Origin of the sequence: Kocuria tytonicola (genome assembly GCF_003687175.1) — a bacterium.
Classification (GTDB): domain Bacteria; phylum Actinomycetota; class Actinomycetes; order Actinomycetales; family Micrococcaceae; genus Kocuria; species Kocuria tytonicola.
In genome coordinates, this window is record NZ_RDEX01000001.1 from 922,349 (window position 1) to 947,551 (window position 25,203).

23 protein-coding genes are annotated in these 25,203 nt (G+C 67.5%); all 23 read left to right on the plus strand.

Annotation, left to right across the window (positions count from 1 at the left end):
* Positions 1-63 precede the first annotated feature (63 nt).
* The 23 genes from gcvP to rplE all read left to right on the plus strand — a co-directional run bounded on the left by gcvP (position 64) and on the right by rplE (position 25,178).
* A complete protein-coding gene (gene gcvP / locus EAE32_RS04180; protein WP_121864271.1) occupies positions 64-2,958 on the plus strand; it encodes an aminomethyl-transferring glycine dehydrogenase in 2,895 nt (964 codons plus the stop codon).
* On the plus strand, positions 2,958-4,103 hold the full coding sequence (gene gcvT / locus EAE32_RS04185) for a glycine cleavage system aminomethyltransferase GcvT (protein WP_121864272.1): 1,146 nt from the start codon (positions 2,958-2,960) through the stop codon (positions 4,101-4,103). Before gcvP ends, gcvT begins: the two co-directional genes overlap by 1 nt.
* Before the next feature lie 169 nt (positions 4,104-4,272).
* On the plus strand, positions 4,273-5,016 hold the full coding sequence (locus EAE32_RS04190; RefSeq protein ID WP_121845060.1) for an MBL fold metallo-hydrolase: 744 nt from the start codon (positions 4,273-4,275) through the stop codon (positions 5,014-5,016).
* 284 nt (positions 5,017-5,300) lie between these two features.
* Positions 5,301-8,810 (plus strand): DNA-directed RNA polymerase subunit beta, encoded by a 3,510-nt coding sequence (gene rpoB, locus EAE32_RS04195; protein ID WP_121864273.1) that lies wholly within the window; start codon positions 5,301-5,303, stop codon positions 8,808-8,810.
* Between the two features lie 65 nt (positions 8,811-8,875).
* Entirely contained in the window at positions 8,876-12,766 is a 3,891-nt protein-coding gene (locus EAE32_RS04200) for a DNA-directed RNA polymerase subunit beta' (RefSeq protein WP_121864274.1), read from the plus strand.
* A gap of 416 nt (positions 12,767-13,182) precedes the next feature.
* Complete coding sequence (rpsL, locus tag EAE32_RS04205; RefSeq protein WP_012397684.1) at positions 13,183-13,557, plus strand: 30S ribosomal protein S12; 375 nt, start codon at positions 13,183-13,185, stop codon at positions 13,555-13,557.
* Complete coding sequence (rpsG, locus tag EAE32_RS04210) at positions 13,557-14,027, plus strand: 30S ribosomal protein S7 (protein ID WP_012397685.1); 471 nt, start codon at positions 13,557-13,559, stop codon at positions 14,025-14,027. The genes rpsL and rpsG overlap by 1 nt, the downstream gene beginning before the upstream one ends.
* Before the next feature lie 78 nt (positions 14,028-14,105).
* Entirely contained in the window at positions 14,106-16,220 is a 2,115-nt protein-coding gene (fusA, locus tag EAE32_RS04215) for an elongation factor G (protein WP_121845063.1), read from the plus strand.
* A 157-nt stretch (positions 16,221-16,377) separates the two neighbouring features.
* Positions 16,378-17,568 carry an elongation factor Tu gene (tuf, locus tag EAE32_RS04220; RefSeq protein ID WP_110919096.1) on the plus strand — a complete coding sequence of 397 codons (1,191 nt, stop codon included), beginning with the start codon at positions 16,378-16,380 and terminating at the stop codon, positions 17,566-17,568.
* Between the two features lie 508 nt (positions 17,569-18,076).
* Positions 18,077-18,385, plus strand: a complete 309-nt coding sequence (gene rpsJ, locus EAE32_RS04225) for a 30S ribosomal protein S10 (protein WP_003803825.1) — start codon at positions 18,077-18,079, stop codon at positions 18,383-18,385.
* Positions 18,386-18,401: 16 nt separating this feature from the next.
* A complete protein-coding gene (gene rplC, locus EAE32_RS04230; protein WP_121845064.1) occupies positions 18,402-19,058 on the plus strand; it encodes a 50S ribosomal protein L3 in 657 nt (218 codons plus the stop codon).
* A 5-nt stretch (positions 19,059-19,063) separates the two neighbouring features.
* Complete coding sequence (rplD, locus tag EAE32_RS04235) at positions 19,064-19,684, plus strand: 50S ribosomal protein L4 (protein WP_121845065.1); 621 nt, start codon at positions 19,064-19,066, stop codon at positions 19,682-19,684.
* Positions 19,681-19,986 carry a 50S ribosomal protein L23 gene (rplW, locus tag EAE32_RS04240; RefSeq protein ID WP_121845066.1) on the plus strand — a complete coding sequence of 102 codons (306 nt, stop codon included), beginning with the start codon at positions 19,681-19,683 and terminating at the stop codon, positions 19,984-19,986. Before rplD ends, rplW begins: the two co-directional genes overlap by 4 nt.
* Before the next feature lie 31 nt (positions 19,987-20,017).
* Entirely contained in the window at positions 20,018-20,857 is an 840-nt protein-coding gene (rplB, locus tag EAE32_RS04245; protein WP_047979388.1) for a 50S ribosomal protein L2, read from the plus strand.
* A 12-nt stretch (positions 20,858-20,869) separates the two neighbouring features.
* Positions 20,870-21,151, plus strand: coding sequence for a 30S ribosomal protein S19 (gene rpsS / locus EAE32_RS04250; RefSeq protein WP_035959716.1), 282 nt, complete (start codon positions 20,870-20,872; stop codon positions 21,149-21,151).
* A 53-nt stretch (positions 21,152-21,204) separates the two neighbouring features.
* The gene (rplV, locus tag EAE32_RS04255; RefSeq protein WP_055085353.1) at positions 21,205-21,570 is read left to right on the plus strand and encodes a 50S ribosomal protein L22; all 366 of its coding nucleotides are present in this window, start codon (positions 21,205-21,207) and stop codon (positions 21,568-21,570) included.
* A complete protein-coding gene (rpsC, locus tag EAE32_RS04260; RefSeq protein ID WP_121845067.1) occupies positions 21,571-22,398 on the plus strand; it encodes a 30S ribosomal protein S3 in 828 nt (275 codons plus the stop codon). It abuts the gene before it with no gap.
* Positions 22,398-22,814 carry a 50S ribosomal protein L16 gene (gene rplP, locus EAE32_RS04265; protein ID WP_012397695.1) on the plus strand — a complete coding sequence of 139 codons (417 nt, stop codon included), beginning with the start codon at positions 22,398-22,400 and terminating at the stop codon, positions 22,812-22,814. Before rpsC ends, rplP begins: the two co-directional genes overlap by 1 nt.
* 3 nt (positions 22,815-22,817) lie before the next feature.
* Entirely contained in the window at positions 22,818-23,114 is a 297-nt protein-coding gene (rpmC, locus tag EAE32_RS04270) for a 50S ribosomal protein L29 (RefSeq protein WP_121845068.1), read from the plus strand.
* Positions 23,111-23,398: a 30S ribosomal protein S17 gene (rpsQ, locus tag EAE32_RS04275; protein WP_121845069.1), complete on the plus strand. Its 288-nt coding sequence runs from the start codon at positions 23,111-23,113 to the stop codon at positions 23,396-23,398. The genes rpmC and rpsQ overlap by 4 nt, the downstream gene beginning before the upstream one ends.
* A gap of 502 nt (positions 23,399-23,900) precedes the next feature.
* Entirely contained in the window at positions 23,901-24,269 is a 369-nt protein-coding gene (rplN, locus tag EAE32_RS04280; protein WP_012397698.1) for a 50S ribosomal protein L14, read from the plus strand.
* Position 24,270: 1 nt separating this feature from the next.
* Complete coding sequence (gene rplX / locus EAE32_RS04285) at positions 24,271-24,609, plus strand: 50S ribosomal protein L24 (protein ID WP_121864275.1); 339 nt, start codon at positions 24,271-24,273, stop codon at positions 24,607-24,609.
* On the plus strand, positions 24,609-25,178 hold the full coding sequence (rplE, locus tag EAE32_RS04290) for a 50S ribosomal protein L5 (RefSeq protein WP_121845070.1): 570 nt from the start codon (positions 24,609-24,611) through the stop codon (positions 25,176-25,178). The genes rplX and rplE overlap by 1 nt, the downstream gene beginning before the upstream one ends.
* Positions 25,179-25,203: the final 25 nt, after the last annotated feature.

The window sequence follows — 25,203 nt, forward strand, 5'->3', positions numbered from 1 at the left end:
CGGAACAGAGCGGGGAGGACTCACCGGGCCCGCGTGCCCACAAGCAGCCCAGGAGACCGTCGCATGTCTTTCCTGTCACGCCACATCGGCCCCGACGCCGATGACCTCACCACCATGCTCCGCGCCGTGGGTGCCGAGAGCCTGGACCAGCTGATCGACCGTGCCGTTCCGGAGAGTATCCGACTGCGCGACACCCTCGACCTCCCCGAGCCCCTGGACGAGCCGGAGGCGCTGTCCGCGCTGCGCCGCATCGCGTCCCGCAACACCGTGATGCGCCAGATGATCGGCCAGGGCTACCACGACACCGTGACCCCTGCCGCGATCCGCCGCAACATCCTGGAGAACCCGGGCTTCTACACCTCCTACACGCCGTACCAGCCGGAGATCTCCCAGGGCCGCCTGGAGCTGCTGCTCACGTTCCAGAACGCGGTCATCGACCTCACCGGTCTGGAGGTCGCGAACGCGTCCCTGCTGGACGAGTCCTCTGCCGTGGCCGAGGCCGTGCTGATGATGCGCCGCGCCAACCGCCGCTCCAAGAGCTCCCGCGTGCTCGTGGACAGCCGGAGCCTCCCGCAGACCCTCGCGGTGCTCACGGGGCGCACCCGGGCCGCGGGGATCGAGCTCGTGCTCGCGGACCTCGGCGATCCCGACGCCGCCGCGCGAGCGGTTGCGGACGGCGAGTTCTTCGGCGTGGTCGTCGCCCAGGTCGGCGCGGACGGGGACGTCACGGATCCCACCGCCGTGATCGGCGCCGCCCACGAGGCGGGCGCGCTCGTCACCGTGAGCACGGACCTGCTCGCGCTGACCATGCTGCGCAGCCCGGGAGAGATGGGGGCGGACATCGCGGTGGGCTCGGCCCAGCGCTTCGGGGTGCCCCTTTTCTTCGGCGGACCCCACGCCGCGTTCATGGCCTCCCGCAAGGGCACGGAGCGTTCCCTGCCGGGCCGCATCGTGGGCGTCTCCACGGACTCCGGGGGCGCCCCCGCCTACCGGCTGGCCCTGCAGACGCGCGAGCAGCACATCCGCCGGGAGAAGGCCACCTCCAACATCTGCACGGCCCAGGCGCTGCTCGCCATCGTGGCCGCCGCGTACGCCGTGCACCACGGCCCGGCGGCGCTGCGCGCCCTGGCCGAGCGGCTGCACGGAATGGCCGCTGACCTCGCGGCGGGGCTGCGCGCGCGGGGCATCGAGGTGGCGCACGAGCGCTTCTTCGACACCGTGACCTTCTCCGTGCCGGGCCAGGCCGACGCCGTCGTGGCCGCCGCCGCGGACCGCGGCCTGAACCTGCGCCGCGTGGACGGGGACACCGTGGGCGTGAGCTTCGGTGAGCCCCACACGGACCGGGACGTGGCCGAGGTCCTCACGGCCGTGGGCGAGGCCTGCGGTGGCGCCGAAGCGGAGGACACCGTGGACGCCGCGGCCTTCGACCTCCCACAGGACGCGCTGCGCACGGACGAGTACATGACGCACCCCGTGTTCCACACGCACCGCTCCGAGACGTCCCTGATGCGCTGGCTGCGCGAGCTCTCCGACAAGGACCTCGCACTGGACCGGACCATGATCCCGCTGGGCTCGTGCACGATGAAGCTCAACGCGGCCGCGGAGATGGAGCCCATTTCCTGGCCCGAGTTCGCGAGCATCCACCCCCTGGCCCCCGCGGAGCAGACCCGTGGCTGGACCGAGCTGATCGAGCAGCTGCAGGACTGGCTCGCGGAGATCACCGGTTACGCCGCGGTCTCCGTCCAGCCGAACGCGGGCTCCCAGGGCGAGCTCGCCGGCCTGCTGGCCATCCGCCGCTACCAGGTGGACCGCGGCGAGGACCAGCGCAAGACCATCCTGATCCCGTCCTCCGCCCACGGCACCAACGCGGCGTCGGCCGTGCTCGCGGACCTGAAGGTCGTGGTGGTGGCCACCGCCCAGGACGGCACGATCGACCAGGGTGACCTCGCCGCCAAGATCGAGTCCGTGGGTGACGAGCTCGCGGGCATCATGGTCACCTACCCGTCCACCCACGGTGTGTACGACACCGACATCACCCAGGTCTGCGCCGCGGTGCACGACGCCGGTGGCCAGGTCTACGTGGACGGCGCCAACCTGAACGCGCTCATGGGACTGGCCCGCCCCGGCCGCTTCGGCGGGGACGTCTCCCACCTGAACCTGCACAAGACGTTCTGCATCCCCCACGGCGGCGGCGGGCCCGGTGTCGGCCCCGTGGCGGTGGCCGAGCACCTCGTGCCCTACCTCCCGGGCAACCCCGCCACCGCGGACCTCACCGAGCGCGGTGCCGGCTTCCCCGTGGCCGAGGCCCCGCACGGCTCCGCAGGCGTGCTGCCCATCACCTGGATGTACATCGCGATGACCGGTGCGCAGGGTCTGACCGAGTCCTCGCGCACGGCCGTGCTGGGCGCTAACTACATCTCCCGGCAGCTCTCGGACGTGTTCCCCACCCTCTACACCGGGGACGGTGGGCTCGTGGCCCACGAGTGCATCCTGGACCTGCGGCCCATGACCAAGGCCTCCGGCGTCACCGCCGAGGACGTCTGCAAGCGGCTCGTGGACTTCGGCTTCCACGCGCCCACCCTGGCCTTCCCCGTGGCCGGCACGCTCATGGTGGAGCCCACCGAGTCCGAGGGGCTCGAGGAGCTGGACCGGTTCATCGAGGCCATGCGCACCATCCACGCGGAGATGCAGGAGATCGCGGACGGCGCGGTGGCCCTGGAGGACTCCGTGATCCGCCACGCCCCGCACACCGCCCAGGTGCTCACAGCGGACGAGTGGGACCGCTCCTACCCCCGCTCGCAGGCCGGCTACCCCGTGCCCACGCTGCGCCGTGTGAAGTACTGGCCCCCGGTGGGCCGCATCGACAACGCCGCGGGGGACCGGAACCTCGTGTGCGAGTGCCCACCCATCGAGGCGTTCGACGCCGCGTACACCGCAGCTGCGGGACAGGAGAAGTGATGAGCGAGCGTCAGACCGCACTGCACGGTGCCCATGAGGAGCTGGGTGCCCGGTTCACCGACTTCGGCGGCTGGTCCATGCCCGTCCGCTACGCGAGCGACACCGCGGAGCACCATGCCGTGCGCCGCGGCGCCGGGATCTTCGACCTCTCCCACATGGGGGAGGTGGAGGTCGTCGGGGCCCAGGCCGGGGCGTTCCTGGACCACGCGCTCGTGGGGGTGCTCTCCACCATTGGTGTGGGGCGTGCCAAGTACTCGGTGATCGTGGACGAGGACGGCCGCGTGCTGGACGACCTCATCACCTACCGGCTCGCCGAGGACCGCTACCTGGTGGTGCCGAACGCGGGCAACCAGGAGACCGTGGTGCGCGCCCTGCAGCACCGCGCGGAGGGCTTCGACGTCACGGTGACCGACCGGGGTGCCGAGACCTCCCTGGTCGCGGTCCAGGGTCCGCGGGCACTGGAGGTGCTCGAGGCCACCGGACTGGAGCCCTCCGAGGACGTCGCCGCTCTGAAGTACTACGCGTGCGCCACCGCACGCTGCGCGGGCGTGGAGGTGCTCGCGGCCCGCACGGGCTACACCGGCGAGGACGGCTTCGAGCTGTACTGCGCCAACGAGCACGCCACGACCCTGTGGGACGCGCTGCTCGCCACGGCCGGGGAGCTCGGCACGGAGGAGGCCCCCGTGCAGGCCGCGGGGCTCGCCGCACGCGACTCCCTGCGGCTCGAGGCCGGCATGCCGCTCTACGGCCACGAGCTCTCCACCGAGATCACCCCGGTGGAGGCCGGGCTCGGCAAGCTCGTGGAGATCGCGCTGCGCAAGAAGGACGAGGCGGGCACCCGCACGGTGGGACACGACGCGCTCGCGGCCATGCTGCGGGACGCTCCCGCGCGCACCCTGATCGGGCTGGAGGGTCTCGGGCGCAAACCGCTGCGCGCGGGCTACACCGTGCTCGCGGGTGAGCGCCCGGTGGGGGAGATCACCAGTGGCCTCCCCTCGCCCACGCTCGGCAAGCCCGTGGCCATGGCCCTGGTGACCACGTACGCCCTCGAGGAGATCGCCGCCGGGAACGTGAGTGTCCAGGACGCCCGGGGCCGCGGCGTCGAGGTCGCCCGGACGGCCATGCCCTTCTACAGGCGGGGCTGACGCGCACGGGAACGACCCCCAGGGGTGGTGCCGCGAACGGGTCTGCCGGGAGTAACCTCCCAGCAGGCCCGTTCCGTCGTGCCGAGCCCGTGCCGGTGCCCGCGTGGACGGCGCGGGTCGCCGAGAAGTCCCCGTGCGCCGTCGCGGGCGGAGGAAGAAGGAGAACACCGTGTTCGTGCGAGACGTCGCCCCCGGGATCCACATGGTCCAGAGCCACCACGTGAACTGCTACCTGCTGGAGGACGAGGACGGGCTGACCCTCGTGGACGCCGGGCTGCCGCGGGTGTGGAACGAGCTGGGGTGGGCCGTGCGAGAGCTGGGCCGGACACCGGCAGACCTGAAAGCACTCGTGCTCACCCACGCCCACTTCGACCACGTGGGCGTCGCCGCGAAGCTCGTGGCCCGGCTGGGGATCCCCGTGCACGCCCACCAGCGGGAGCGCCACCTCGCGGCGCACCCCTACAGCTACGCGCACGAGAGCCCGGCGGCCCTCTACCCGCTCAGGCACCCGCGCGCGGTCCCGGTGCTCGCCTCGATGCTCGCGGGCGGAGCCGCGGGCGTGCGTGGAGTTGCCGTGACGCACGATCTCGCCGTGGGGGAGACGGTGCCCGTGCCGGGCCGTCCCAGGGTGGTCCTCACGGCCGGGCACACGTACGGCCACTGCGCGCTGCACGTCCCGGCCGCCGACGCCGTGCTGTCGGGCGACGCGCTCGTCACCCTCGATCCGTACACGGGTCTGACCGGTCCTCGGGTAGTGGCCGGCGCTGCCACCGCGGACGCGGCCACGGCCCTCGAGTCCCTCGGCGCGATCGCGGCCACGGGGGCCCGCACGGTCCTGCCCGGTCACGGCGACCCGTGGCGCCTGGGCGCGACCCGGGCAGCGGAGCAGGCGAGGGCGAACGGGGTTGCCTGAGCGGGACCGGGTGCCGCCCGCGCCGTCGGGCGGCGTCCTCCCGGACCGGCCGGGCGGACGCGCGGCGGGCATGTTACGTCGCGGAGGGGGATTCGTCCAGCACCGGTGTGGACAACCTGCCGGATCTGGCCTAGGCTAGTGCTTTGCGTTGTCCCTTATGCATGCGTGCCTTCATATAGCGGTGGGCGCCGCAGGGGCGGTCGGCGATTCTCCTCGTGACCGGCCCCTTTTTCTCTCCCCGGGAACCTCGCGTATTCACTGCATGTCTGTGGAAGGATCACATCTTGGTCGCCTCGAGCACCGATACGAACGTCTCCGCCAACCACCCCACGAGCGATAACATTCCTCGCCGCGTCTCCTTCGCGAAGATCCACGAACCGCTGGACGTCCCCAACCTGCTGGCCCTGCAGACCGACAGCTTCGACCGCCTGGTGGGCAACGAGCGCTGGCAGGCCCGCGTGGTCGAGGCCCAGGAGACCGGGGACACGAGCGTGTCCACCACGTCCGGGCTCTCCGACATCTTCGAGGAGATCTCCCCGATCGAGGACTTCCAGGGGACCATGTCCCTCTCGTTCTCGGAGCCGGAGTTCTACGACCCCAAGTACACGATGGACGAGTGCAAGGACCGTGACGCCACCTACTCGGCGCCGCTGTACGTCAAGGCCGAGTTCATGAACAACACCACGGGCGAGATCAAGCAGCAGACCGTGTTCATGGGGGACTTCCCCCTCATGACCGACAAGGGCACGTTCGTGATCAACGGGTCCGAGCGCGTGGTGGTCTCCCAGCTCGTGCGTTCCCCGGGCGCCTACTTCGAGAAGGGCCAGGACCGCACGTCCGACAAGGACATCTACTCCGCCAAGATCATCCCCTCCCGCGGTGCGTGGTTCGAGCTCGAGATCGACAAGCGCGACCAGGTGGGCGTGCGTCTGGACCGCAAGCGCAAGCAGTCCGTGACCGTCCTGCTCAAGGCGCTCGGCTGGACCGAGGCCAAGATCCTCGAGGAGTTCGGCGAGTTCGACTCCATCCGCGCGACCCTCGAGAAGGACACCACGGAGACCCGCGAGGAGGCGCTGCTGGACATCTACCGCAAGCTGCGCCCGGGGGAGCCGCCCACGGTGGACGCCGCCCAGTCCCTGCTGGACAACATGTACTTCAACCCCAAGCGCTACGACCTCGCCAAGGTGGGCCGCTACAAGCTCAACCGCAAGCTCGGTCTGGACAAGCCGTTCACGGACCCGGACGCCTCCGTGCTGTCCCTGGACGACATCGTGGCCATGATCCGCTACCTCGTCACCCTGCACGACGGCGGCTCCACCATGCCCGGCACGCGTGACGGCGAGGCCCGCGAGATCCACGTGGACGTGGACGACATCGACCACTTCGGCAACCGTCGCATCCGCGCCGTGGGCGAGCTGATCGAGAACCAGATCCGCACGGGTCTCTCCCGCATGGAGCGCGTGGTGCGCGAGCGGATGACCACCCAGGACGTCGAGGCCATCACGCCGCAGACCCTGATCAACATCCGCCCCGTGGTGGCCGCGATCAAGGAGTTCTTCGGAACCTCCCAGCTGTCGCAGTTCATGGACCAGAACAACCCGCTCGCGGGTCTGACCCACAAGCGTCGGCTCTCCGCACTGGGCCCCGGTGGCCTCTCGCGCGACCGCGCGGGCATGGAGGTCCGCGACGTCCACCCCTCGCACTACGGCCGCATGTGCCCGATCGAGACCCCCGAGGGCTCCAACATCGGCCTGATCGGCTCGCTCGCCACCTACGCGCGCATCAACCCCTTCGGGTTCATCGAGACGCCCTACCGCAAGGTCGTGGACGGCACCGTCACCGACGACGTCGTCTACCTCACGGCGGACGACGAGCGCGGGCTCACCATTGCGCAGGCCAACGCCCCGCTGACCGACGACGGCCACTTCGCCGAGGACGCCGTCCTGGCGCGTGCCTCCGACGGCTCCGGCGAGGCCGTGCTCGTGGCCCCCGAGGACATCGAGTTCATGGACGTCTCCCCGCGCCAGATGGTGTCGGTGGCGACCGCCCTGATCCCGTACCTCGAGCACGACGACGCCAACCGCGCGCTCATGGGTGCCAACATGCAGCGTCAGGCCGTGCCGCTGCTCACGTCCGAGGCTCCGCTCGTGGGCACCGGCATGGAGCGCTACGCCGCCCTGGACGCCGGCGACTCCGTCCTGGCCACCAAGCCGGGCGTGGTCGAGGAGGTCTCCGCGGACCTCGTCACGGTGCTCAACGACGACGGCACCACGAAGCTCTACCCGATCAACAAGTTCGTGCGCTCCAACCCGGGCAACACGTACAACCAGCGCGTGATCGTCTCCGAGGGTCAGCGCGTGGAGCCCCGCACCGTGATCGCCGACGGCCCTTCCACGGACCACGGCGAGCTCGCGCTGGGCAAGAACCTGCTGATCGCGTACATGTCCTGGGAGGGCCTCAACTACGAGGACGCCATCATCCTGTCCCAGCGCATGGTCTCCGAGGACGTCCTGACGTCCATCCACATCGAGGAGCACGAGATCGACGCCCGCGACACCAAACTCGGTGCCGAGGAGATCACCCGTGACATCCCGAACGTGTCGGAGGAGGTGCTCTCGGCGCTGGACGAGCGCGGCATCATCCACATCGGTGCCGAGGTGCAGGCCGGGGACATCCTGGTGGGCAAGGTCACGCCCAAGGGCGAGACCGAGCTGACCCCCGAGGAGCGTCTGCTGCGCGCCATCTTCGGCGAGAAGTCCCGCGAGGTGCGCGACACCTCCCTGAAGGTGCCCCACGGCGAGTCCGGAACCGTGATCGGCGTGCGCGTCTTCGACCGCGAGGACGAGGACGACGACCTGCCCGCCGGTGTCAACCAGGTGGTGCGCGTGTACGTGGCGCAGAAGCGCAAGATCACGGACGGCGACAAGCTGGCCGGGCGTCACGGCAACAAGGGCGTCATCTCCAAGATCCTGCCCGTCGAGGACATGCCGTTCATGGAGGACGGCACCCCGGTGGACGTGATCCTCAACCCGCTGGGCGTGCCCGGGCGCATGAACCTCGGCCAGGTGCTCGAGGTCCACACCGGCTGGCTCGCCAAGCAGGGCTGGAACATCGAGGGCAACCCCGAGTGGCTGGACGGGCTGAGCAACTTCCCCAAGAGCAGCGGACCCACGAACGTGGCCACCCCGGTGTTCGACGGCGCCCGTGAGGACGAGATCTTCGACCTGCTGGACCACACCAACCCCACGCGGGACGGTCAGCGCCTGATCGGGCGCTCCGGCAAGGCCAAGCTGTTCGACGGCCGCTCCGGCCAGCCCTTCCCGGACCCGGTGTCCGTGGGCTACCAGTACATCTTGAAGCTGCACCACCTCGTGGACGACAAGATCCACGCGCGCTCCACCGGCCCGTACTCCATGATCACCCAGCAGCCGCTGGGCGGTAAGGCGCAGTTCGGCGGTCAGCGCTTCGGCGAGATGGAGGTGTGGGCGCTCGAGGCGTACGGCGCCGCCTACACGCTCCAGGAGCTGCTCACGGTCAAGTCCGACGACGTCCACGGCCGCGTGAAGGTGTACGAGGCCATTGTCAAGGGCGAGAACATCCCGGAGCCGGGTGTGCCCGAGTCCTTCAAGGTTCTCATCAAGGAGATGCAGTCCCTGTGCCTGAACGTGGAGGTCCTCTCCGCCGACGGCAACACGGTGGAGATGCGTGACTCCGAGGACGACAGCTTCCGGGCTGCCGACGAGCTCGGCATCGACCTCTCCCACTCCGAGCCCAGCTCGGTCGAAGAGGTCTGAGAACGCTCCCGTCCACAGTTCAGCCCGACAGACTTCAGGATTTTACGAAAGAGGGACAGGACCTTATGTCCAACGATTCTTCACTGGGCCTCATGCAGATCGGCCTGGCCACTGCGGATCAGATCCGCGGCTGGTCCTACGGCGAGGTCAAGAAGCCGGAAACCATCAACTACCGCACGCTCAAGCCCGAGAAGGACGGCTTGTTCTGCGAGAAGATCTTCGGTCCCACTCGGGACTGGGAGTGCTACTGCGGCAAGTACAAGCGCGTGCGCTACAAGGGCATCATCTGTGAGCGCTGCGGCGTCGAGGTGACGCGGGCGAAGGTGCGCCGTGAGCGCATGGGCCACATCGAGCTCGCCGCTCCCGTGACCCACATCTGGTACTTCAAGGGCGTTCCGTCGCGCCTGGGCTACCTGCTGGACCTCGCGCCCAAGGACCTCGAGAAGGTCATCTACTTCGCGGCGTACATGATCACGTCCGTGGACGAGCAGGCCCGCCACGACGACCTGCCCAACCTGCAGGCGGCGATCGACCGCGAGAAGAAGCAGCTCGAGGACACCCGGGACGCGGACATCAACGCGATCGCCCGTGACCTCGAGAACGACCTCGCGCGCGTGGAGGAGGAGGGCGGCAAGGCGGCGGAGAAGCGCAAGCTGCGCGACTCCGCGGACCGTCAGATGGCGAACGTGCGCAAGCGCGCGGACCGCGAGATCGACTACCTGGAGAAGGTCTGGGACCGCTTCAAGAACCTCAAGGTCAACGACCTCGAGGGCGACGAGGCCCTGTACCGCCAGATGGTGGACCGCTACGGCATGTACTTCGAGGGCTCCATGGGCGCCGAGTCCATCAAGAAGCGTCTCGAGAGCTTCGACCTCGCGGCCGAGGCCGAGTCGCTGCGCGAGACCATTGCCACGGGCAAGGGCCAGCGCAAGACCCGTGCCCTGAAGCGCCTCAAGGTGGTCAACGCGTTCCTCACCACGGACAACTCGCCGCTGGGCATGGTCCTGGACGCCGTCCCGGTGATCCCGCCGGAACTGCGCCCCATGGTGCAGCTGGACGGCGGCCGGTTCGCGACCTCCGACCTCAACGACCTCTACCGTCGTGTGATCAACCGCAACAACCGCCTCAAGCGGCTGCTGGACCTCGGTGCCCCCGAGATCATCGTGAACAACGAGAAGCGCATGCTGCAGGAGGCCGTGGACTCGCTGTTCGACAACGGCCGTCGCGGTCGCCCGGTCACCGGACCCGGCAACCGTGCGCTGAAGTCCCTGTCCGACATGCTCAAGGGCAAGCAGGGCCGCTTCCGCCAGAACCTGCTGGGCAAGCGCGTGGACTACTCCGGCCGTTCCGTGATCGTGGTCGGTCCCCAGCTGAAGCTGCACCAGTGTGGTCTGCCCAAGCAGATGGCCCTGGAGCTGTTCAAGCCCTTCGTGATGAAGCGCCTGGTGGACCTGAACCACGCGCAGAACATCAAGTCCGCCAAGCGCATGGTGGAGCGCTACCGCCCGCAGGTGTGGGACGTCCTCGAAGAGGTCATCACCGAGCACCCCGTGCTGCTGAACCGCGCCCCCACCCTGCACCGTCTGGGCATCCAGGCGTTCGAGCCGCAGCTCGTGGAGGGCAAGGCCATCCAGCTGCACCCGCTCGTGTGCGGCGCGTTCAACGCGGACTTCGACGGTGACCAGATGGCCGTGCACCTGCCGCTGTCGCCGGAGGCCCAGGCCGAGGCGCGCGTGCTGATGCTGTCCTCGAACAACATCCTCAAGCCCTCGGACGGCAAGCCGATCGCCCTGCCCTCGCAGGACATGATCATCGGCCTCTACCACCTCACCACCGTGCGTGAGGGCTGGGCCGGGGAGGGCAACAGCTACTCCTCCGTGGCCGAGGCCATCATGGCCAACGACTCCGGCGAGCTGCACCTCAACGCGAAGTGCAGGATCCGTCTCGAGGACTTCGTGCCGTACGCCGGCTGGGAGGCCCCCGAGGGCTGGGAGCCGGGTCAGCCCGCCGTCGTGGAGACCACTCTGGGACGCGTGCTGTTCAACGAGACCCTGCCCGAGGACTACCCGTGGGACGAGAACGTCGCGGACAAGAAGCACCTGTCCGCGCTCGTGAACGACCTGGCGGAACGCTACCCGATGACCCGCGTGGCCAAGACGCTGGACAACCTCAAGGACGCCGGCTTCCACTGGGCCTCCCGCTCGGGCGTCACGGTGGCCATCTCGGACATCGCGACCCCGCCGGAGAAGCCCGCCATCATGGAGGGCTACGAGGCGCAGGCCGCGCGCATCCAGGGTCAGTACGACAAGGGCCTGATCGACGACGACGAGCGCCGCTCGGAGCTCATCGACATCTGGTCCAAGGCCACGGATGAGGTCGCCCAGGCCATGCGCGACAACCTCGAGCCCACCAACACCATCAACCGCATGGTGTCCTCGGGTGCGCGAGGCAACTGGATGCAGGTCCGTCAGATCGCGGGCATCCGCGGCCTCGTGGCCAACCCGAAGGGCGAGATCATGCCCCGCCCCATCAAGTCCTCCTACCGTGAGGGCCTGTCGGTGCTGGAGTACTTCATCGCCACCCACGGTGCCCGCAAGGGCCTCGCGGACACCGCCCTGCGTACCGCGAACTCGGGCTACCTGACCCGTCGTCTGGTGGACGTCTCGCAGGACGTGATCGTGCGCGAGTCCGACTGCCAGACCGTGCGCGGTCTGACCCTCCCGCTCGCGGACGTCACCGACACCGGTGTGCGCACGCTGCAGGAGGACGTGGAGAACACGGTGCACGGCCGCGTGCTGGCCAGTGCCGTGGCGGACGAGAACAGCGAGGTGCTGGCCGAGGCCGGTGCGGACATGTCCGACGCCATGATCGAGAAGCTCTACGCCGCGGGTGTGGACCAGGTGCGCGTGCGCTCCGTGCTCACGTGCGAGTCCGCGGTGGGCGTGTGCGCCGCGTGCTACGGCCGCTCCCTGGCCACCAACCAGCTGGTGGACATCGGCGAGGCCGTGGGCATCGTGGCCGCGCAGTCCATCGGCGAGCCCGGCACCCAGCTGACCATGCGCACGTTCCACACCGGTGGTGTGGCGTCCTCGGACGGTGACATCACGCAGGGTCTGCCCCGTATCCAGGAGCTCTTCGAGGCCCGCACGCCCAAGGGTGTGGCCCCGATCTCCGAGGTGGCCGGCCGGATCCGCATCGAGGACACGGACAAGTCCCTCAAGATCGTCGTGGTCCCGGACAACGGCGACGAGGAGTTCGCGTACCCCGTGCTGCGCCGTGCCAAGCTGCTCGTGGCGGACGGCGACCACGTGGACGTGGGCCAGCAGCTCGTCACCGGTGCGGTGGACCCCAAGGAGGTGCTGCGCATCCGCGGTCCCCGCGAGGCGCAGAAGCACCTCGTGGACGAGGTCCAGGGCGTGTACCGCTCCCAGGGCGTGGGCATCCACGACAAGCACGTGGAGGTCATCGTGCGGCAGATGCTGCGGCGCGTGACCATCATCGAGTCCGGTGACACCGCGCTGCTGCCGGGTGAGCTGGTGGACAACGTGCGCTTCCTCGAGGCCAACCGCGGTGCGGTGGCCGAGGGCAAGCGTCCGGCGGCCGGCCGCCCCGAGCTCATGGGCATCACCAAGGCCTCGCTCGCCACGGACTCGTGGCTGTCCGCCGCGTCCTTCCAGGAGACCACGCGTGTCCTCACGCAGGCCGCCATGGAGGGCAAGTCGGATCCGCTGCTGGGCCTGAAGGAGAACGTCATCATCGGCAAGCTCATCCCCGCGGGTACCGGTCTGGACCGGTACAACAGCGTGGACGTGGAGCCCACCGAGGAGGCGAAGGCCCAGATGTTCACGGATCCGTCCGCGTTCGCCGACTTCAGCTACGCCGAGGAGAACGCCGGCGGACTCGGTTCCGAGTTCCAGGCGATCCCGCTCGACGACTACGACTTCGGCGGCAACTGAGCTGGTGGAGTAGTCCGCCTGCCGCCGGTGTCCGGACACCGGCGGTAGGCGCGGCATGAGGTCCCGGAGCCCGGGCGCGTCTTCCTCTCGGGGGAGCGCGCTCGGGCTCCGTCTCGTCCGGCCCGTCCCGCCACGACGACGCCGCCGGGCCCGGTCAGCCGGCCCGTTTTCGCGGGCGCGTGCGCACCTGCTACGATGGCTCAGAATTGCTCGATTCCGGGCAGTCTGCAATGAGATGGCAAATCGGACTCCGTCCTGTGGTACGCACCCTGTACCTAGATGCCATCTTTCGTCATGCTCTGTGGCACCTTCCGTGCGGTGTGCACCGCCCGGGCAGGCCGCCGGGCACCCCGGAGTCAATGTTCCGTCACCGGCGGGTCCGGCACACACCGGTCCCCGCTCCAACAGGAGGCACTGTGCCAACTATCCAGCAACTGGTCCGCAAGGGCCGGCACTCCAAGGTCGTGAAGACCAAGGCTCCCGCGCTCAAGGGCAACCCCATGAAGCGCGGCGTCTGCACCCGCGTGTTCACCACCACCCCCAAGAAGCCCAACTCGGCGCTGCGCAAGGTGGCCCGTGTGAAGCTCAACGGCGGCGTGGAGGTCACGGCCTACATCCCCGGCGAGGGCCACAACCTGCAGGAGCACTCCATCGTGCTCGTGCGCGGCGGTCGTGTGAAGGACCTCCCCGGCGTTCGCTACAAGATCGTGCGCGGCGCGCTCGACACCCAGGGTGTCAAGGGTCGCCAGCAGGCCCGCTCCCGCTACGGCGCCAAGAAGGAGAAGAAGTAATGCCTCGTAAAGGTCCCGCTCCCAAGCGCCCCCTCGTCGTCGATCCCGTCTACGGCTCGCCCGTGGTCACGCAGCTGATCAACAAGGTCCTGCAGGACGGCAAGAAGTCCACCGCCGAGCGCATCGTCTACGGTGCCCTCGAGGGTGTGCGCAACAAGACCAACTCCGATCCCGTGGCCACGCTGAAGAAGGCCCTCGAGAACGTGAAGCCGGCCCTCGAGGTCCGCTCCCGTCGCGTGGGCGGCGCCACCTACCAGGTGCCCGTGGAGGTCAAGGCCGGACGTGCGCAGGCTCTGTCCCTGCGCTGGCTCGTGGGCTACTCCAAGGCCCGCCGCGAGAACACCATGACCGAGCGTCTGCAGAACGAGATCCTGGACGCGTCCAACGGTCTCGGTGCCGCCGTGAAGCGCCGCGAGGACACTCACAAGATGGCCGAATCCAACAAGGCCTTCGCCCACTACCGCTGGTAAAATTCGGTAGTCCTGTCGGCCCCGCTCCGGCGGGGCCGACACCAGGGCCCGGCACCACCTTTTACGAAGGGAACCATCGTGGCACTCGACGTGCTTACCGACCTCAAGAAGGTCCGCAATATCGGCATCATGGCTCACATCGATGCCGGTAAGACCACGACCACCGAACGAATCCTGTTCTACACGGGCATCAACCACAAGCTCGGCGAGACGCACGACGGTGCCTCCACGATGGACTGGATGGCGCAGGAGCAGGAACGCGGCATCACCATCACCTCGGCCGCGACCTCGTGCTACTGGCACGACTACCAGATCAACATCATCGACACCCCGGGTCACGTGGACTTCACGGTCGAGGTCGAGCGCTCCCTGCGCGTGCTCGACGGCGCGGTGGCCGTCTTCGACGGCAAGGAGGGCGTGGAGCCCCAGTCCGAGACCGTGTGGCGCCAGGCCGACAAGTACGAAGTCCCCCGCATCTGCTTCGTCAACAAGATGGACAAGCTCGGCGCGGACTTCTACTTCACCGTGGACACGATCAAGTCCCGCCTGGGTGCCACCCCGCTCGTGCTGCAGCTGCCCATCGGCGCCGAGAACGACTTCGTGGGCGTCGTGGACCTCATCACCATGAAGGCCCTCGTCTGGGAGGGTGACTCCAAGGGTGACGTCTCCCTCGGTGCCAAGTACGAGACCCGCGAGATCCCCGAGGACCTCCAGGACCGCGCCGCGGAGTACCGCAACCAGCTGGTCGAGGCCGTGGCCGAGGCCGACGACGACCTCATGGAGAAGTACCTCGGCGGCGAGGAGCTGACCGAGGACGAGATCAAGACCGGCGTGCGCAAGCTGACCACCTCCTCGGCCGCCTACCCCGTGCTGTGCGGCTCCGCCTTCAAGAACCGTGGCGTTCAGCCCATGCTCGACGCCGTGGTGGACTACCTGCCCTCCCCCCTGGACGTGGAGGACGTGCAGGGTCACGCCGTCAACGACGAGGAAGAGGTGCTCACCCGCACCGCCGACGCCAACGGTCCCTTCGCGGCACTGGCGTTCAAGGTGGCCTCGCACCCGTTCTACGGCCAGCTGACCTACATCCGCGTGTACTCCGGCAAGGCCAAGGCCGGTGAGCAGGTGATGAACTCCACCAAGGGCAAGCGCGAGCGCATCGGCAAGCTCTTCCAGATGCACTCCAACAAGGAGAACCCGGTGGAGGAGATCTCCGCCGGCCACATCTACGCCGCGATCGGTCTGAAGGACACCACCACGGGTGACACCCTGTGCGACTCCTCCAACCCGATCGTGCTGGAGTCCATGAGCTTCCCGAAGCCCGTGATCTTCGTGGCCATCGAGCCGAAGACCAAGGGTGACCAGGAGAAGCTCTCCACCGCCATCCAGAAGCTCTCCGCGGAGGACCCCACGTTCACGGTGTCCCTCAACGACGAGACCGGCCAGACCGAGATCGGTGGCATGGGCGAGCTGCACCTGGACATCCTTGTGGACCGCATGAAGCGCGAGTTCCGTGTGGAGGCCAACGTGGGCAAGCCCCAGGTGGCCTACCGCGAGACCATCAAGAAGGCCGTCGAGAAGGTCGACTACACCCACAAGAAGCAGACGGGTGGTTCCGGGCAGTTCGCGAAGGTGCAGGTCTCCTTCGAGCCGCTGCCCCTGGACGCCGAGGAGCTGTACGAGTTCGACAACGCCGTGACCGGTGGTCGCGTGCCGCGTGAGTACATCCCCTCCGTGGACCACGGCATCCAGGACGCCATGCAGCTCGGCATCCTCGCCGGGTACCCGGTCGTGGGCGTCAAGGCCACTCTCGTCGACGGCGCGTACCACGACGTCGACTCCTCGGAGATGGCGTTCAAGATCGCCGGTTCCATGGTGTTCAAGGAGGGCGCGCGCCGCGCCAACCCGGTGCTGCTCGAGCCGCTCATGGCGGTCGAGGTGCGTACGCCGGAGGAGTACATGGGCGACGTCATCGGCGACCTGAACTCCCGTCGCGGCCAGATCCAGTCCATGGAGGACGTCACGGGTGTGAAGCTCGTGCAGGCTCTGGTCCCGCTGTCCGAGATGTTCGGCTACATCGGCGACCTGCGTTCCAAGACGCAGGGCCGCGCCGTGTACTCGATGCAGTTCGACAGCTACTCAGAGGTCCCCAAGGCCGTGGCCGAGGAGATCATCCAGAAGAACCGCGGCGAGTGAGCCCCTCGGGGCCCGCCCCGAGATTTCAGTAAATTCGTAATCCAGAAGTAGACTTGCACAGGTTTCGACACGCTCAGCGCCGATGCGCTGCGGTCCGTGCTCCGGGGTCCGGAGCAGTCGAGCAAGTCTCACCTCAATGTTCTAGGAGGAACACATCATGGCGAAGGCCAAGTTCGAGCGCACCAAGCCGCACCTCAACATTGGCACCATCGGCCACGTTGACCACGGCAAGACCACGCTCACGGCTGCGATCTCCAAGGTCCTGGCCGACAAGTACCCGGACGTCAACGAGCAGCGCGACTTCGGTGCCATCGACTCCGCCCCGGAGGAGAAGCAGCGCGGTATCACGATCAACATCGCGCACATCGAGTACCAGACCGACAAGCGCCACTACGCCCACGTGGACGCCCCCGGTCACGCCGACTACGTGAAGAACATGATCACCGGTGCGGCTCAGATGGACGGCGCGATCCTCGTGGTCGCCGCCACCGACGGCCCCATGGCCCAGACCCGCGAGCATGTGCTGCTCGCCCGCCAGGTGGGCGTTCCCTACCTGCTGGTGGCGCTGAACAAGTCCGACATGGTGGACGACGAAGAGCTCCTCGACCTCGTCGAGATGGAGGTCCGCGAGCTGCTGTCGGACCAGGGCTTCGACGGTGACAACGCCCCCGTGGTGCGCGTCTCCGCGCTCAAGGCCCTCGAGGGCGACGCCGAGTGGGTCAAGTCCGTCGAGGACCTCATGGAGGCCGTGGACGAGAACGTGCCGGACCCCGTCCGCGACACCGACAAGCCCTTCCTCATGCCCATCGAGGACGTCTTCACCATCACCGGTCGCGGCACCGTGGTGACCGGCCGCGCCGAGCGTGGCACCCTGCCGATCAACTCCGAGGTCGAGATCGTGGGCATCCGCCCCGTGCAGAAGACCACGGTGACCGGCATCGAGATGTTCCACAAGCAGATGGACGAGGCCATGGCGGGCGAGAACTGCGGTCTGCTGCTCCGCGGTCTCAAGCGTGACGACGTCGAGCGCGGTCAGGTCGTGTGCAAGCCGGGTTCCATCACCCCGCACACCGACTTCGAGGCGAACGTCTACATCCTGTCCAAGGAAGAGGGCGGGCGTCACAACCCGTTCTACTCGAACTACCGCCCGCAGTTCTACTTCCGCACCACGGACGTGACCGGCGTCATCACGCTGCCCGAGGGCACCGAGATGGTCATGCCCGGTGACAACACCGAGATGACGGTGGAGCTCATCCAGCCCATCGCCATGGAGGACGGCCTCGGCTTCGCCATCCGTGAGGGTGGCCGCACCGTGGGCTCCGGGCGAGTCACCAAGATCATCAAGTAAGTCCAGGTGATCGGGTGAGGCACTGAGCCGCACCACGAAGGCCCCGCGGTCCTGTGGAGGACCGCGGGGCCTTCGCACGTCTCGGCGCTGCGCGGAGCCCTGCTCCGCGCCGCCGGTCCTCGGTTTGCGCGCCACTGCCGTGTCTGGCAGAATGGTCGCTGTTGTTCGCTCAGCGGCGCGAGTCATCGCGCGCTCTGCACGAACGTCAGGTCCATCGCGAGAACCGGGTGCGGAGCAGGTGTGCAGCCGAAGCAAACGCAATGCGCCGGCACCACGCGCAACCGCGCCGCGAACAACCATCGTCACCGGTACCAGTTCACAGTGTGGACTCGTCCTCGTCGCCTTCCGCGCGACACGCCCGAGTTCGGGTGCCGGGGCCCCGGCAGGGTGAGGAACCCGGATGTCCTTTCCGGATTCAGTCTGTGCGGGGAGGCGGAGAAGACCGCCGAACACAAAGGAGTCACGGACTCCGTACAGGGAAGTACTTCAGAAAGAGAGTCACGACGCCATGGCGGGACAGAAAATCCGCATCCGGCTGAAGTCCTATGACCACGAGGTCATCGACGTCTCGGCCCGGAAGATCGTTGAGACGGTGACGCGCGCAGGCGCCACGGTGGTGGGACCCGTCCCGCTGCCCACCGAGAAGAATGTGTACTGCGTGATCCGTTCGCCGCACAAGTACAAGGACAGCCGTGAGCACTTCGAGATGCGCACCCACAAGCGGCTGATCGACATCATCGACCCCACGCCCAAGGCCGTCGACTCGCTCATGCGTCTCGACCTGCCCGCTGACGTGAACATCGAAATCAAGCTGTAAAAAGGATCGCATCCCAATGACTACCACTTTCGAACGCCAGGTGAAGGGCCTGCTGGGCATCAAGCTCGGCATGACCCAGGTCTGGGACGAGAACGGGAAGTTCGTGCCGGTGACCGTGGTCAAGGCCGACTCCAACGTCGTGACGCAGCTGCGCAATGAGGACAGGGACGGCTACAACGCCGTTCAGATCGGCTTCGGTGCGATCGATCCCCGTAAGGTGACCAAGCCCCTGGCCGGTCACTTCGCCGCCGCAGGCGTGACGCCCCGCCGCCACGTCGTCGAACTGCGCACTTCCGACGCCGCCAGCTACGAGCTCGGGCAGGAGCTGTCCGTCGAGCTCTTCGAGTCCGGCGCCAAGGTCGACGTCGTCGGCACCACCAAGGGCAAGGGCACTGCCGGCGTCATGAAGCGTCACGGCTTCTCCGGCGTGGGCGCCTCCCACGGTGCGCACAAGAACCACCGCAAGCCGGGTTCCATCGGCGGCGCGTCGTACCCCGCTCGCGTGTTCAAGGGCATGCGCATGGCCGGGCGGATGGGCAACGCCCGTCACACCACCATGAACCTGACCGTGCACGCGGTTGACGCCGAGAACTCCCTGCTGCTCATCAAGGGCGCCCTGCCGGGCCCCAAGGGTTCGGTCGTCCTCGTCCGTTCCACCGTGAAGGGAGCTTGATACCCATGGCAACTGAAACCGTCAACGTCGAGCTGCCCGCTGAGATCTTCGACGCACAGACCAACGTGGCGCTGCTGCACCAGGTCGTCGTCGCGCAGCTGGCCGCCGCCCGACAGGGCACGCACAAGACCAAGACCCGCGCCGAGGTCTCCGGCGCAGGCCGCAAGCCGTTCAAGCAGAAGGGCACCGGCCGGGCTCGTCAGGGCTCCATCCGTGCTCCTCACATGACCGGTGGTGGCGTGGTGCACGGCCCCACGCCGCGTGACTACTCCCAGCGCACGCCCAAGAAGATGAAGGCCGCCGCCCTGCGCGGTGCCCTCTCCGACCGGGCACGCAACGGCCGCATCCACGTGGTCGCTGAGCTGGGCGGCGCGCAGCCGTCCACGAAGGCCGCCAAGGAGGCGCTGCGTTCGATCTCCGAGCGCAAGAACCTGCTGGTCGTGCTGGCCCGTGGCGAGGACAACGCCGCTCTGTCCGTGCGCAACCTGGTCAACGTGCACGCCGTGTACGCGGACCAGCTCAACACGTACGACGTGCTGGTCTCGGACGACGTGGTCTTCACCCAGGCCGCCTACGAGTCGTTCGTCGCAGCCGCGTCCGGTAGCAAGCAGGAGGACGCCAAGTGAGCGCCATCTACAACAAGGACCCGCGCGACGTCATCATCCGTCCCGTGGTCTCCGAGAAGTCCTACGGCCTGATCGACGAGGGCAAGTACACCTTCCAGGTGGACCCCTCGGCGAACAAGACCGAGATCAAGTACGCGATCGAGCACATCTTCGGTGTGAAGGTTGCGTCCATCAACACCCTCAACCGTCCCGGCAAGCGCAAGCGCACTCGCTTCGGCTGGGGACAGCGAAAGGCCACCAAGCGTGCCGTCGTGTCCCTTCGGGAAGGCTCCATCGACATCTTCGGCGGTCCGCTCTCCTGAGCGGAGACCACTTTAACGAGGAACTCAAAACATGGCTATCCGTAAGCACAAGCCGACAACCCCGGGCCGTCGTGGCTCGTCGGTTGCGGACTTCGTAGAAATCACGCGCACCACGCCCGAGAAGTCCCTGGTGCGTCCGCTGCCCAAGAAGGGTGGACGCAACAACACCGGTCGCATCACCACCCGTCACAAGGGCGGTGGGCACAAGCGCCAGTACCGCGTGATCGACTTCCGCCGTCACGACAAGGACGGCGTGGACGCCAAGGTCGCGCACATCGAGTACGACCCGAACCGCACGGCTCGCATCGCGCTGCTGCACTACGTGGACGGCACGAAGCGCTACATCATCGCGCCGAACCGTCTGAAGCAGGGCGACGTCGTGGAGTCCGGCCCCAACGCGGACATCAAGCCGGGCAACAACCTGCCGCTGCGCAACATCCCGGTGGGCACCGTGCTGCACGCCGTGGAGCTGCGTCCCGGTGGGGGAGCGAAGCTCGCCCGTTCCGCCGGCGCCTCCGTGCAGCTGGTGGCCCGTGAGGGCAAGTACGGCCAGCTGCGCCTGCCCTCCGGCGAGATCCGCAACGTGGACGTGCGCTGCCGCGCCACCATCGGCGAGGTCGGCAACGCCGAGCAGTCGAACATCAACTGGGGCAAGGCCGGTCGCAACCGCTGGAAGGGCATCCGCCCGACCGTCCGCGGTGTCGTGATGAACCCCGTGGACCACCCCCACGGCGGTGGCGAGGGCAAGACCTCCGGTGGTCGTCACCCGGTCAACCCCAACGGCAAGCCCGAGGGACGCACCCGTCGCCCCAACAAGGAAAGCGACAAGCTCATCGTGCGTCGTCGTCGTACCGGCAAGAACAAGCGCTAAGGAGCCTGACTAATGCCACGCAGCCTCAAGAAGGGCCCTTTCGTTGATCAGCACCTCTTCGTGAAGGTCGCCAAGGAGAACGAGAAGGGCACCAAGAACGTCATCAAGACGTGGTCCCGCCGCTCGATGATCGTCCCCGACATGCTCGGCCACACGATCGCCGTGCACGACGGACGCAAGCATGTTCCCGTGTTCATCACGGAGTCGATGGTCGGTCACAAGCTCGGCGAATTCGCTCCCACCCGCACGTTCCGCGGCCATGTGAAGGACGACAAGAAGGGCAAGCGTCGCTGACCCTCCGGGGTGAGCACGCTGCACTTCTTCGACAAGACGAGAGAAGGAAAGCAATGGAAGCCAAGGCATCTGCGCGCTACATCCGCGTGACGCCTATGAAGGCCCGGCGCGTCGTCAACCTGATTCGTGGCCAGCAGGCGAATGAGGCATTGGCGATTCTGAAGTTTGCCCCCCAGGCAGCTTCCGAGCCGGTGTTCAAGGTTCTCGAGTCCGCCGTGGCGAACGCCCGGCAGAAGGCCGACCGCGAGGGTCTCGCGTTCAAGCCGGAAGACCTCGTGGTCTCCGCGGCCTTCGTGGACGAAGGACCGACCATGAAGCGGTTCCAGCCGCGTGCCCAGGGCCGTGCGTACCGCATCAACAAGCGCACGAGCCACGTGACCGTGGTCGTGGCGACCCCGGAGAAGGAGGAGGTCCGCTAAGTGGGACAGAAAATCAACCCCAACGGATTCCGTCTGGGCATCACCACCGACCACGTCTCGCACTGGTACGCCGACTCCAACCAGCCGGGTCAGCGCTACAAGGACTACATCCGCGAGGACGTCAAGATCCGCGAGCTCATGTCCAAGGGCATGGACCGCGCCGGCATCTCCAAGGTCGAGATCGAGCGCACCCGTGACCGGGTCCGCGTGGACATCCACACGGCCCGCCCGGGCATCGTGATCGGCCGCCGCGGCGCCGAGGCGGACCGCATCCGCGGCGAGCTCGAGAAGCTCACCGGCAAGCAGATCCAGCTGAACATCCTCGAGGTCAAGAACCCCGAGATCGACGCGCAGCTGGTTGCCCAGGGTGTCGCCGAGCAGCTGGCCTCCCGTGTCGCGTTCCGTCGCGCCATGAAGAAGGCCATCCAGTCCGCGCAGCGGGCTGGTGCCAAGGGCATCCGCATCCAGTGCGCCGGCCGTCTGGGCGGCGCGGAGATGTCCCGTTCGGAGTTCTACCGCGAAGGCCGTGTGCCCCTGCACACCCTGCGCGCGAACATCGACTACGGCTTCTTCGAGGCGAAGACCACCTTCGGCCGCATCGGTGTGAAGGTCTGGATCTACAAGGGTGACCTGACCGACAAGGAACTCGCCGCCCAGCAGGCTGCTGCTCCGTCCTCGCGCGGACGCAACGACCGTCGCGGCGGTGGCGAGCGGCGTCGTCGCCCGAATGACCGTAACGACCGTGGCGGGCGCCGTGAGCGCGACTCCGCCGCAGCCCCGCAGCAGAACACCGCTGCGGAGGCGCCCAACGCAGAGGGTGGTAAGTAATGCTCATCCCACGTCGTGTGAAGTTCCGCAAGCAGCACCACCCGCGTCGTCGCGGGCAGGCCAAGGGCGGAACCCAGGTCACCTTCGGTGAGTGGGGCATCCAGGCGATGAGCCCGGCCTACGTGACGAACCGTCAGATCGAGGCCGCTCGTATCGCCATGACCCGCCACATCAAGCGTGGCGGCAAGGTCTGGATCAACATCTACCCGGACCGTCCCCTGACCAAGAAGCCCGCCGAGACCCGCATGGGCTCCGGCAAGGGTTCCCCCGAGTGGTGGATCGCCAACGTCAAGCCCGGACGCGTCATGTTCGAGATCTCGGGCGTGAGCGAGGACGTGGCCCGTGAGGCGCTGCGCCTGGCAATCCACAAGCTCCCGATGAAGGCACGCATCGTGCGTCGCGAAGGCGGTGAATGATCAATGGCTATTGGATCCAAGGATCTGAACATGGACAACCTTGCGGCTCTTGACACCGGTGCCCTCACCGACCAGCTGCGCAAGTCCAAGGAAGAGCTGTTCAACCTGCGCTTCCAGGCTGCAACCGGGCAGCTCGAGAGCAACGGCCGCCTCAAGTCCGTGAAGCGTGACATCGCCCGGATCTACACCGTCCTGCGGGAGCGCGAGCTCGGCATCCGCGAGGACGTGGCGCCGGCTGCCGCGAAGACCGAGAAGAAGGCCTCGAAGAAGGCTGCCAAGTCTGAGGATGATGCCAAGTGAGCGAGCAGGTCAACAACGAAACGGCCGCGGCCGAGCGCGGTGACCGCAAGTCCCGCCAGGGCTACGTGGTCTCCGACAAGATGGACAAGACCGTGGTGGTCCAGGTCGAGGACCGCGTCAAGCACGCGCTCTACGGCAAGGTCCTGCGCAAGTCCAAGCGCGTGAAGGCCCACGACGAGCAGAACTCCTGCGGCGTCGGCGACCTCGTGCGCATCGTCGAGACCCGTCCGCTGTCCGCCAGCAAGAACTGGCGGATCGTGGAGATCATCGAGAAGGCCAAGTAAGCCCTTCCCGATCGGGTTCGTCCCCGCAGCCCCCGTCCGGCACAGCCGGGCGGGGGCTGCTGCGCGTCAGCGTCCACTCTGCGGTTGGAGTTCGGACGGCGAATGCGGTAGATTGGGCCGGTACGCGTGTTGTCACACGTGTGCCCATCTGGCTTCGACCCTGCTGAGCCGGAATCCACGACCGGCGTCCCCGCCCCTCCGGGGCGCGACGTCCGGCGGCAAGTGCCGCGGTCCGCCGCGGCAGGCGTCACACCAGACCGGTGCGACCGCTGCGAGAACTTGTTCGTTGATTCTGCACTCAGCCACGAATCCGAGCAGGGCAGCACGGCGAGTCACCTCGCCCACACGTTCGACCACCGCGTGCAAACTGCGTGCAGCGCCCCGGGCCCCTCCTACGGCCTCGGGGGAGACCGTGGCACGCAGAGTTCACACGACCACCGTTCCGCAAGGCTCGACATTCAGCAGGTTTGGATGAGAACCGGCGCGACGACAGGAGTATTCAGTGATTCAGCAGGAATCGCGGCTGCGGGTTGCCGACAACACGGGTGCGAAGGAAATTCTCACCATCCGTGTGCTCGGTGGATCCGGACGCCGCTACGCAGGCATTGGCGACGTCATCGTCGCCACCGTCAAGGACGCCATCCCCGGCGGCAACGTCAAGAAGGGCGACGTGGTCAAGGCGGTTGTGGTCCGTACCAAGAAGCAGAGGCGCCGTCCCGACGGTTCCTACATCCGTTTCGACGAGAACGCCGCAGTGATCTTGAAGAACGACGGGGACCCCCGCGGCACGCGCATCTTCGGCCCCGTGGGCCGCGAGCTGCGCGACAAGAAGTTCATGAAGATCGTCTCGCTGGCTCCGGAGGTGCTCTGACATGGCTAAATTCAAGATCAAGACCGGCGACCTCGTACAGGTCATCACCGGCAAGAACAAGGGCGAGCAGGGCAAGGTCCTGCGCGTGATCACCGAGACCTCCCGCGTGGTGGTCGAGGGTGTGAACGTGGTGACCAAGCACAAGCGCGCCAATGCCCAGGGCGAAGTCGGCGGCCTCGTCAAGTCCGAGGCTCCCATCCACATCTCCAACGTGATGCTCGTGGACCCGGAGACCGGCAAGCCGACCCGTGTGGGCTACCGCACCGAGACCGTGGAGCGCGACGGCAAGCAGAAGACCGTCCGCGTCCGCGTGTCCAAGAGCACCGGCAAGGATCTGTGATGAGCGAAACGACCGAAACCAAGTTCACCCCCCGGTTCAAGACCAAGTACCAGGAGACCGTTGCTCCGGCTCTGCAGGAGCAGTTCGGCTACGCGAACGTCATGCAGATGCCCCGCGTGGTCAAGGTCGTGGTCAACATGGGTCTGGGCGAGGCGGCCAAGGACTCCAAGCTGGTGGACAACGCCATCAAGGACCTCACCGCCATCACCGGCCAGAAGCCCGTGGTCAACCGTGCCAAGAAGTCCATCGCGCAGTTCAAGCTGCGTGAAGGCATGCCCATCGGCGCGCACGTCACCATGCGCGGCGACCGCATGTGGGAGTTCCTCGACCGCCTGGTCACGCTCGCGCTGCCGCGCATCCGTGACTTCCGCGGCCTGTCGGACCGCCACTTCGACGGCAACGGCAACTACACGTTCGGTCTGACCGAGCAGTCGATGTTCCACGAGATCGATCAGGACAAGATCGACCGCGTGCGCGGCATGGACATCACCGTGGTCACGTCCGCGAAGAACGACGACGAGGGCCGCGCGCTGCTGAAGGCGCTCGGTTTCCCGTTCAAGACCAACTAATTCCATCGACGCCAGAAGGTCCCTG

Excerpts from the sequence above, each read along its gene's own strand:
- gcvP (WP_121864271.1), top strand. The coding sequence starts at position 64 with ATGTCTTTCCTGTCACGCCACATCGGCCCCGACGCCGATGACCTCACC.
- gcvT (WP_121864272.1), top strand. The coding sequence starts at position 2,958 with ATGAGCGAGCGTCAGACCGCACTGCACGGTGCCCATGAGGAGCTGGGT.
- EAE32_RS04200 (WP_121864274.1), top strand. The coding sequence starts at position 8,876 with ATGTCCAACGATTCTTCACTGGGCCTCATGCAGATCGGCCTGGCCACT.
- rpsG (WP_012397685.1), top strand. The coding sequence starts at position 13,557 with ATGCCTCGTAAAGGTCCCGCTCCCAAGCGCCCCCTCGTCGTCGATCCC.
- tuf (WP_110919096.1), top strand. The coding sequence starts at position 16,378 with ATGGCGAAGGCCAAGTTCGAGCGCACCAAGCCGCACCTCAACATTGGC.
- rpsJ (WP_003803825.1), top strand. The coding sequence starts at position 18,077 with ATGGCGGGACAGAAAATCCGCATCCGGCTGAAGTCCTATGACCACGAG.
- rplC (WP_121845064.1), top strand. The coding sequence starts at position 18,402 with ATGACTACCACTTTCGAACGCCAGGTGAAGGGCCTGCTGGGCATCAAG.
- rplD (WP_121845065.1), top strand. The coding sequence starts at position 19,064 with ATGGCAACTGAAACCGTCAACGTCGAGCTGCCCGCTGAGATCTTCGAC.
- rplB (WP_047979388.1), top strand. The coding sequence starts at position 20,018 with ATGGCTATCCGTAAGCACAAGCCGACAACCCCGGGCCGTCGTGGCTCG.
- rpsS (WP_035959716.1), top strand. The coding sequence starts at position 20,870 with ATGCCACGCAGCCTCAAGAAGGGCCCTTTCGTTGATCAGCACCTCTTC.
- rplV (WP_055085353.1), top strand. The coding sequence starts at position 21,205 with ATGGAAGCCAAGGCATCTGCGCGCTACATCCGCGTGACGCCTATGAAG.
- rplP (WP_012397695.1), top strand. The coding sequence starts at position 22,398 with ATGCTCATCCCACGTCGTGTGAAGTTCCGCAAGCAGCACCACCCGCGT.
- rpmC (WP_121845068.1), top strand. The coding sequence starts at position 22,818 with ATGGCTATTGGATCCAAGGATCTGAACATGGACAACCTTGCGGCTCTT.
- rplX (WP_121864275.1), top strand. The coding sequence starts at position 24,271 with ATGGCTAAATTCAAGATCAAGACCGGCGACCTCGTACAGGTCATCACC.
- rplE (WP_121845070.1), top strand. The coding sequence starts at position 24,609 with ATGAGCGAAACGACCGAAACCAAGTTCACCCCCCGGTTCAAGACCAAG.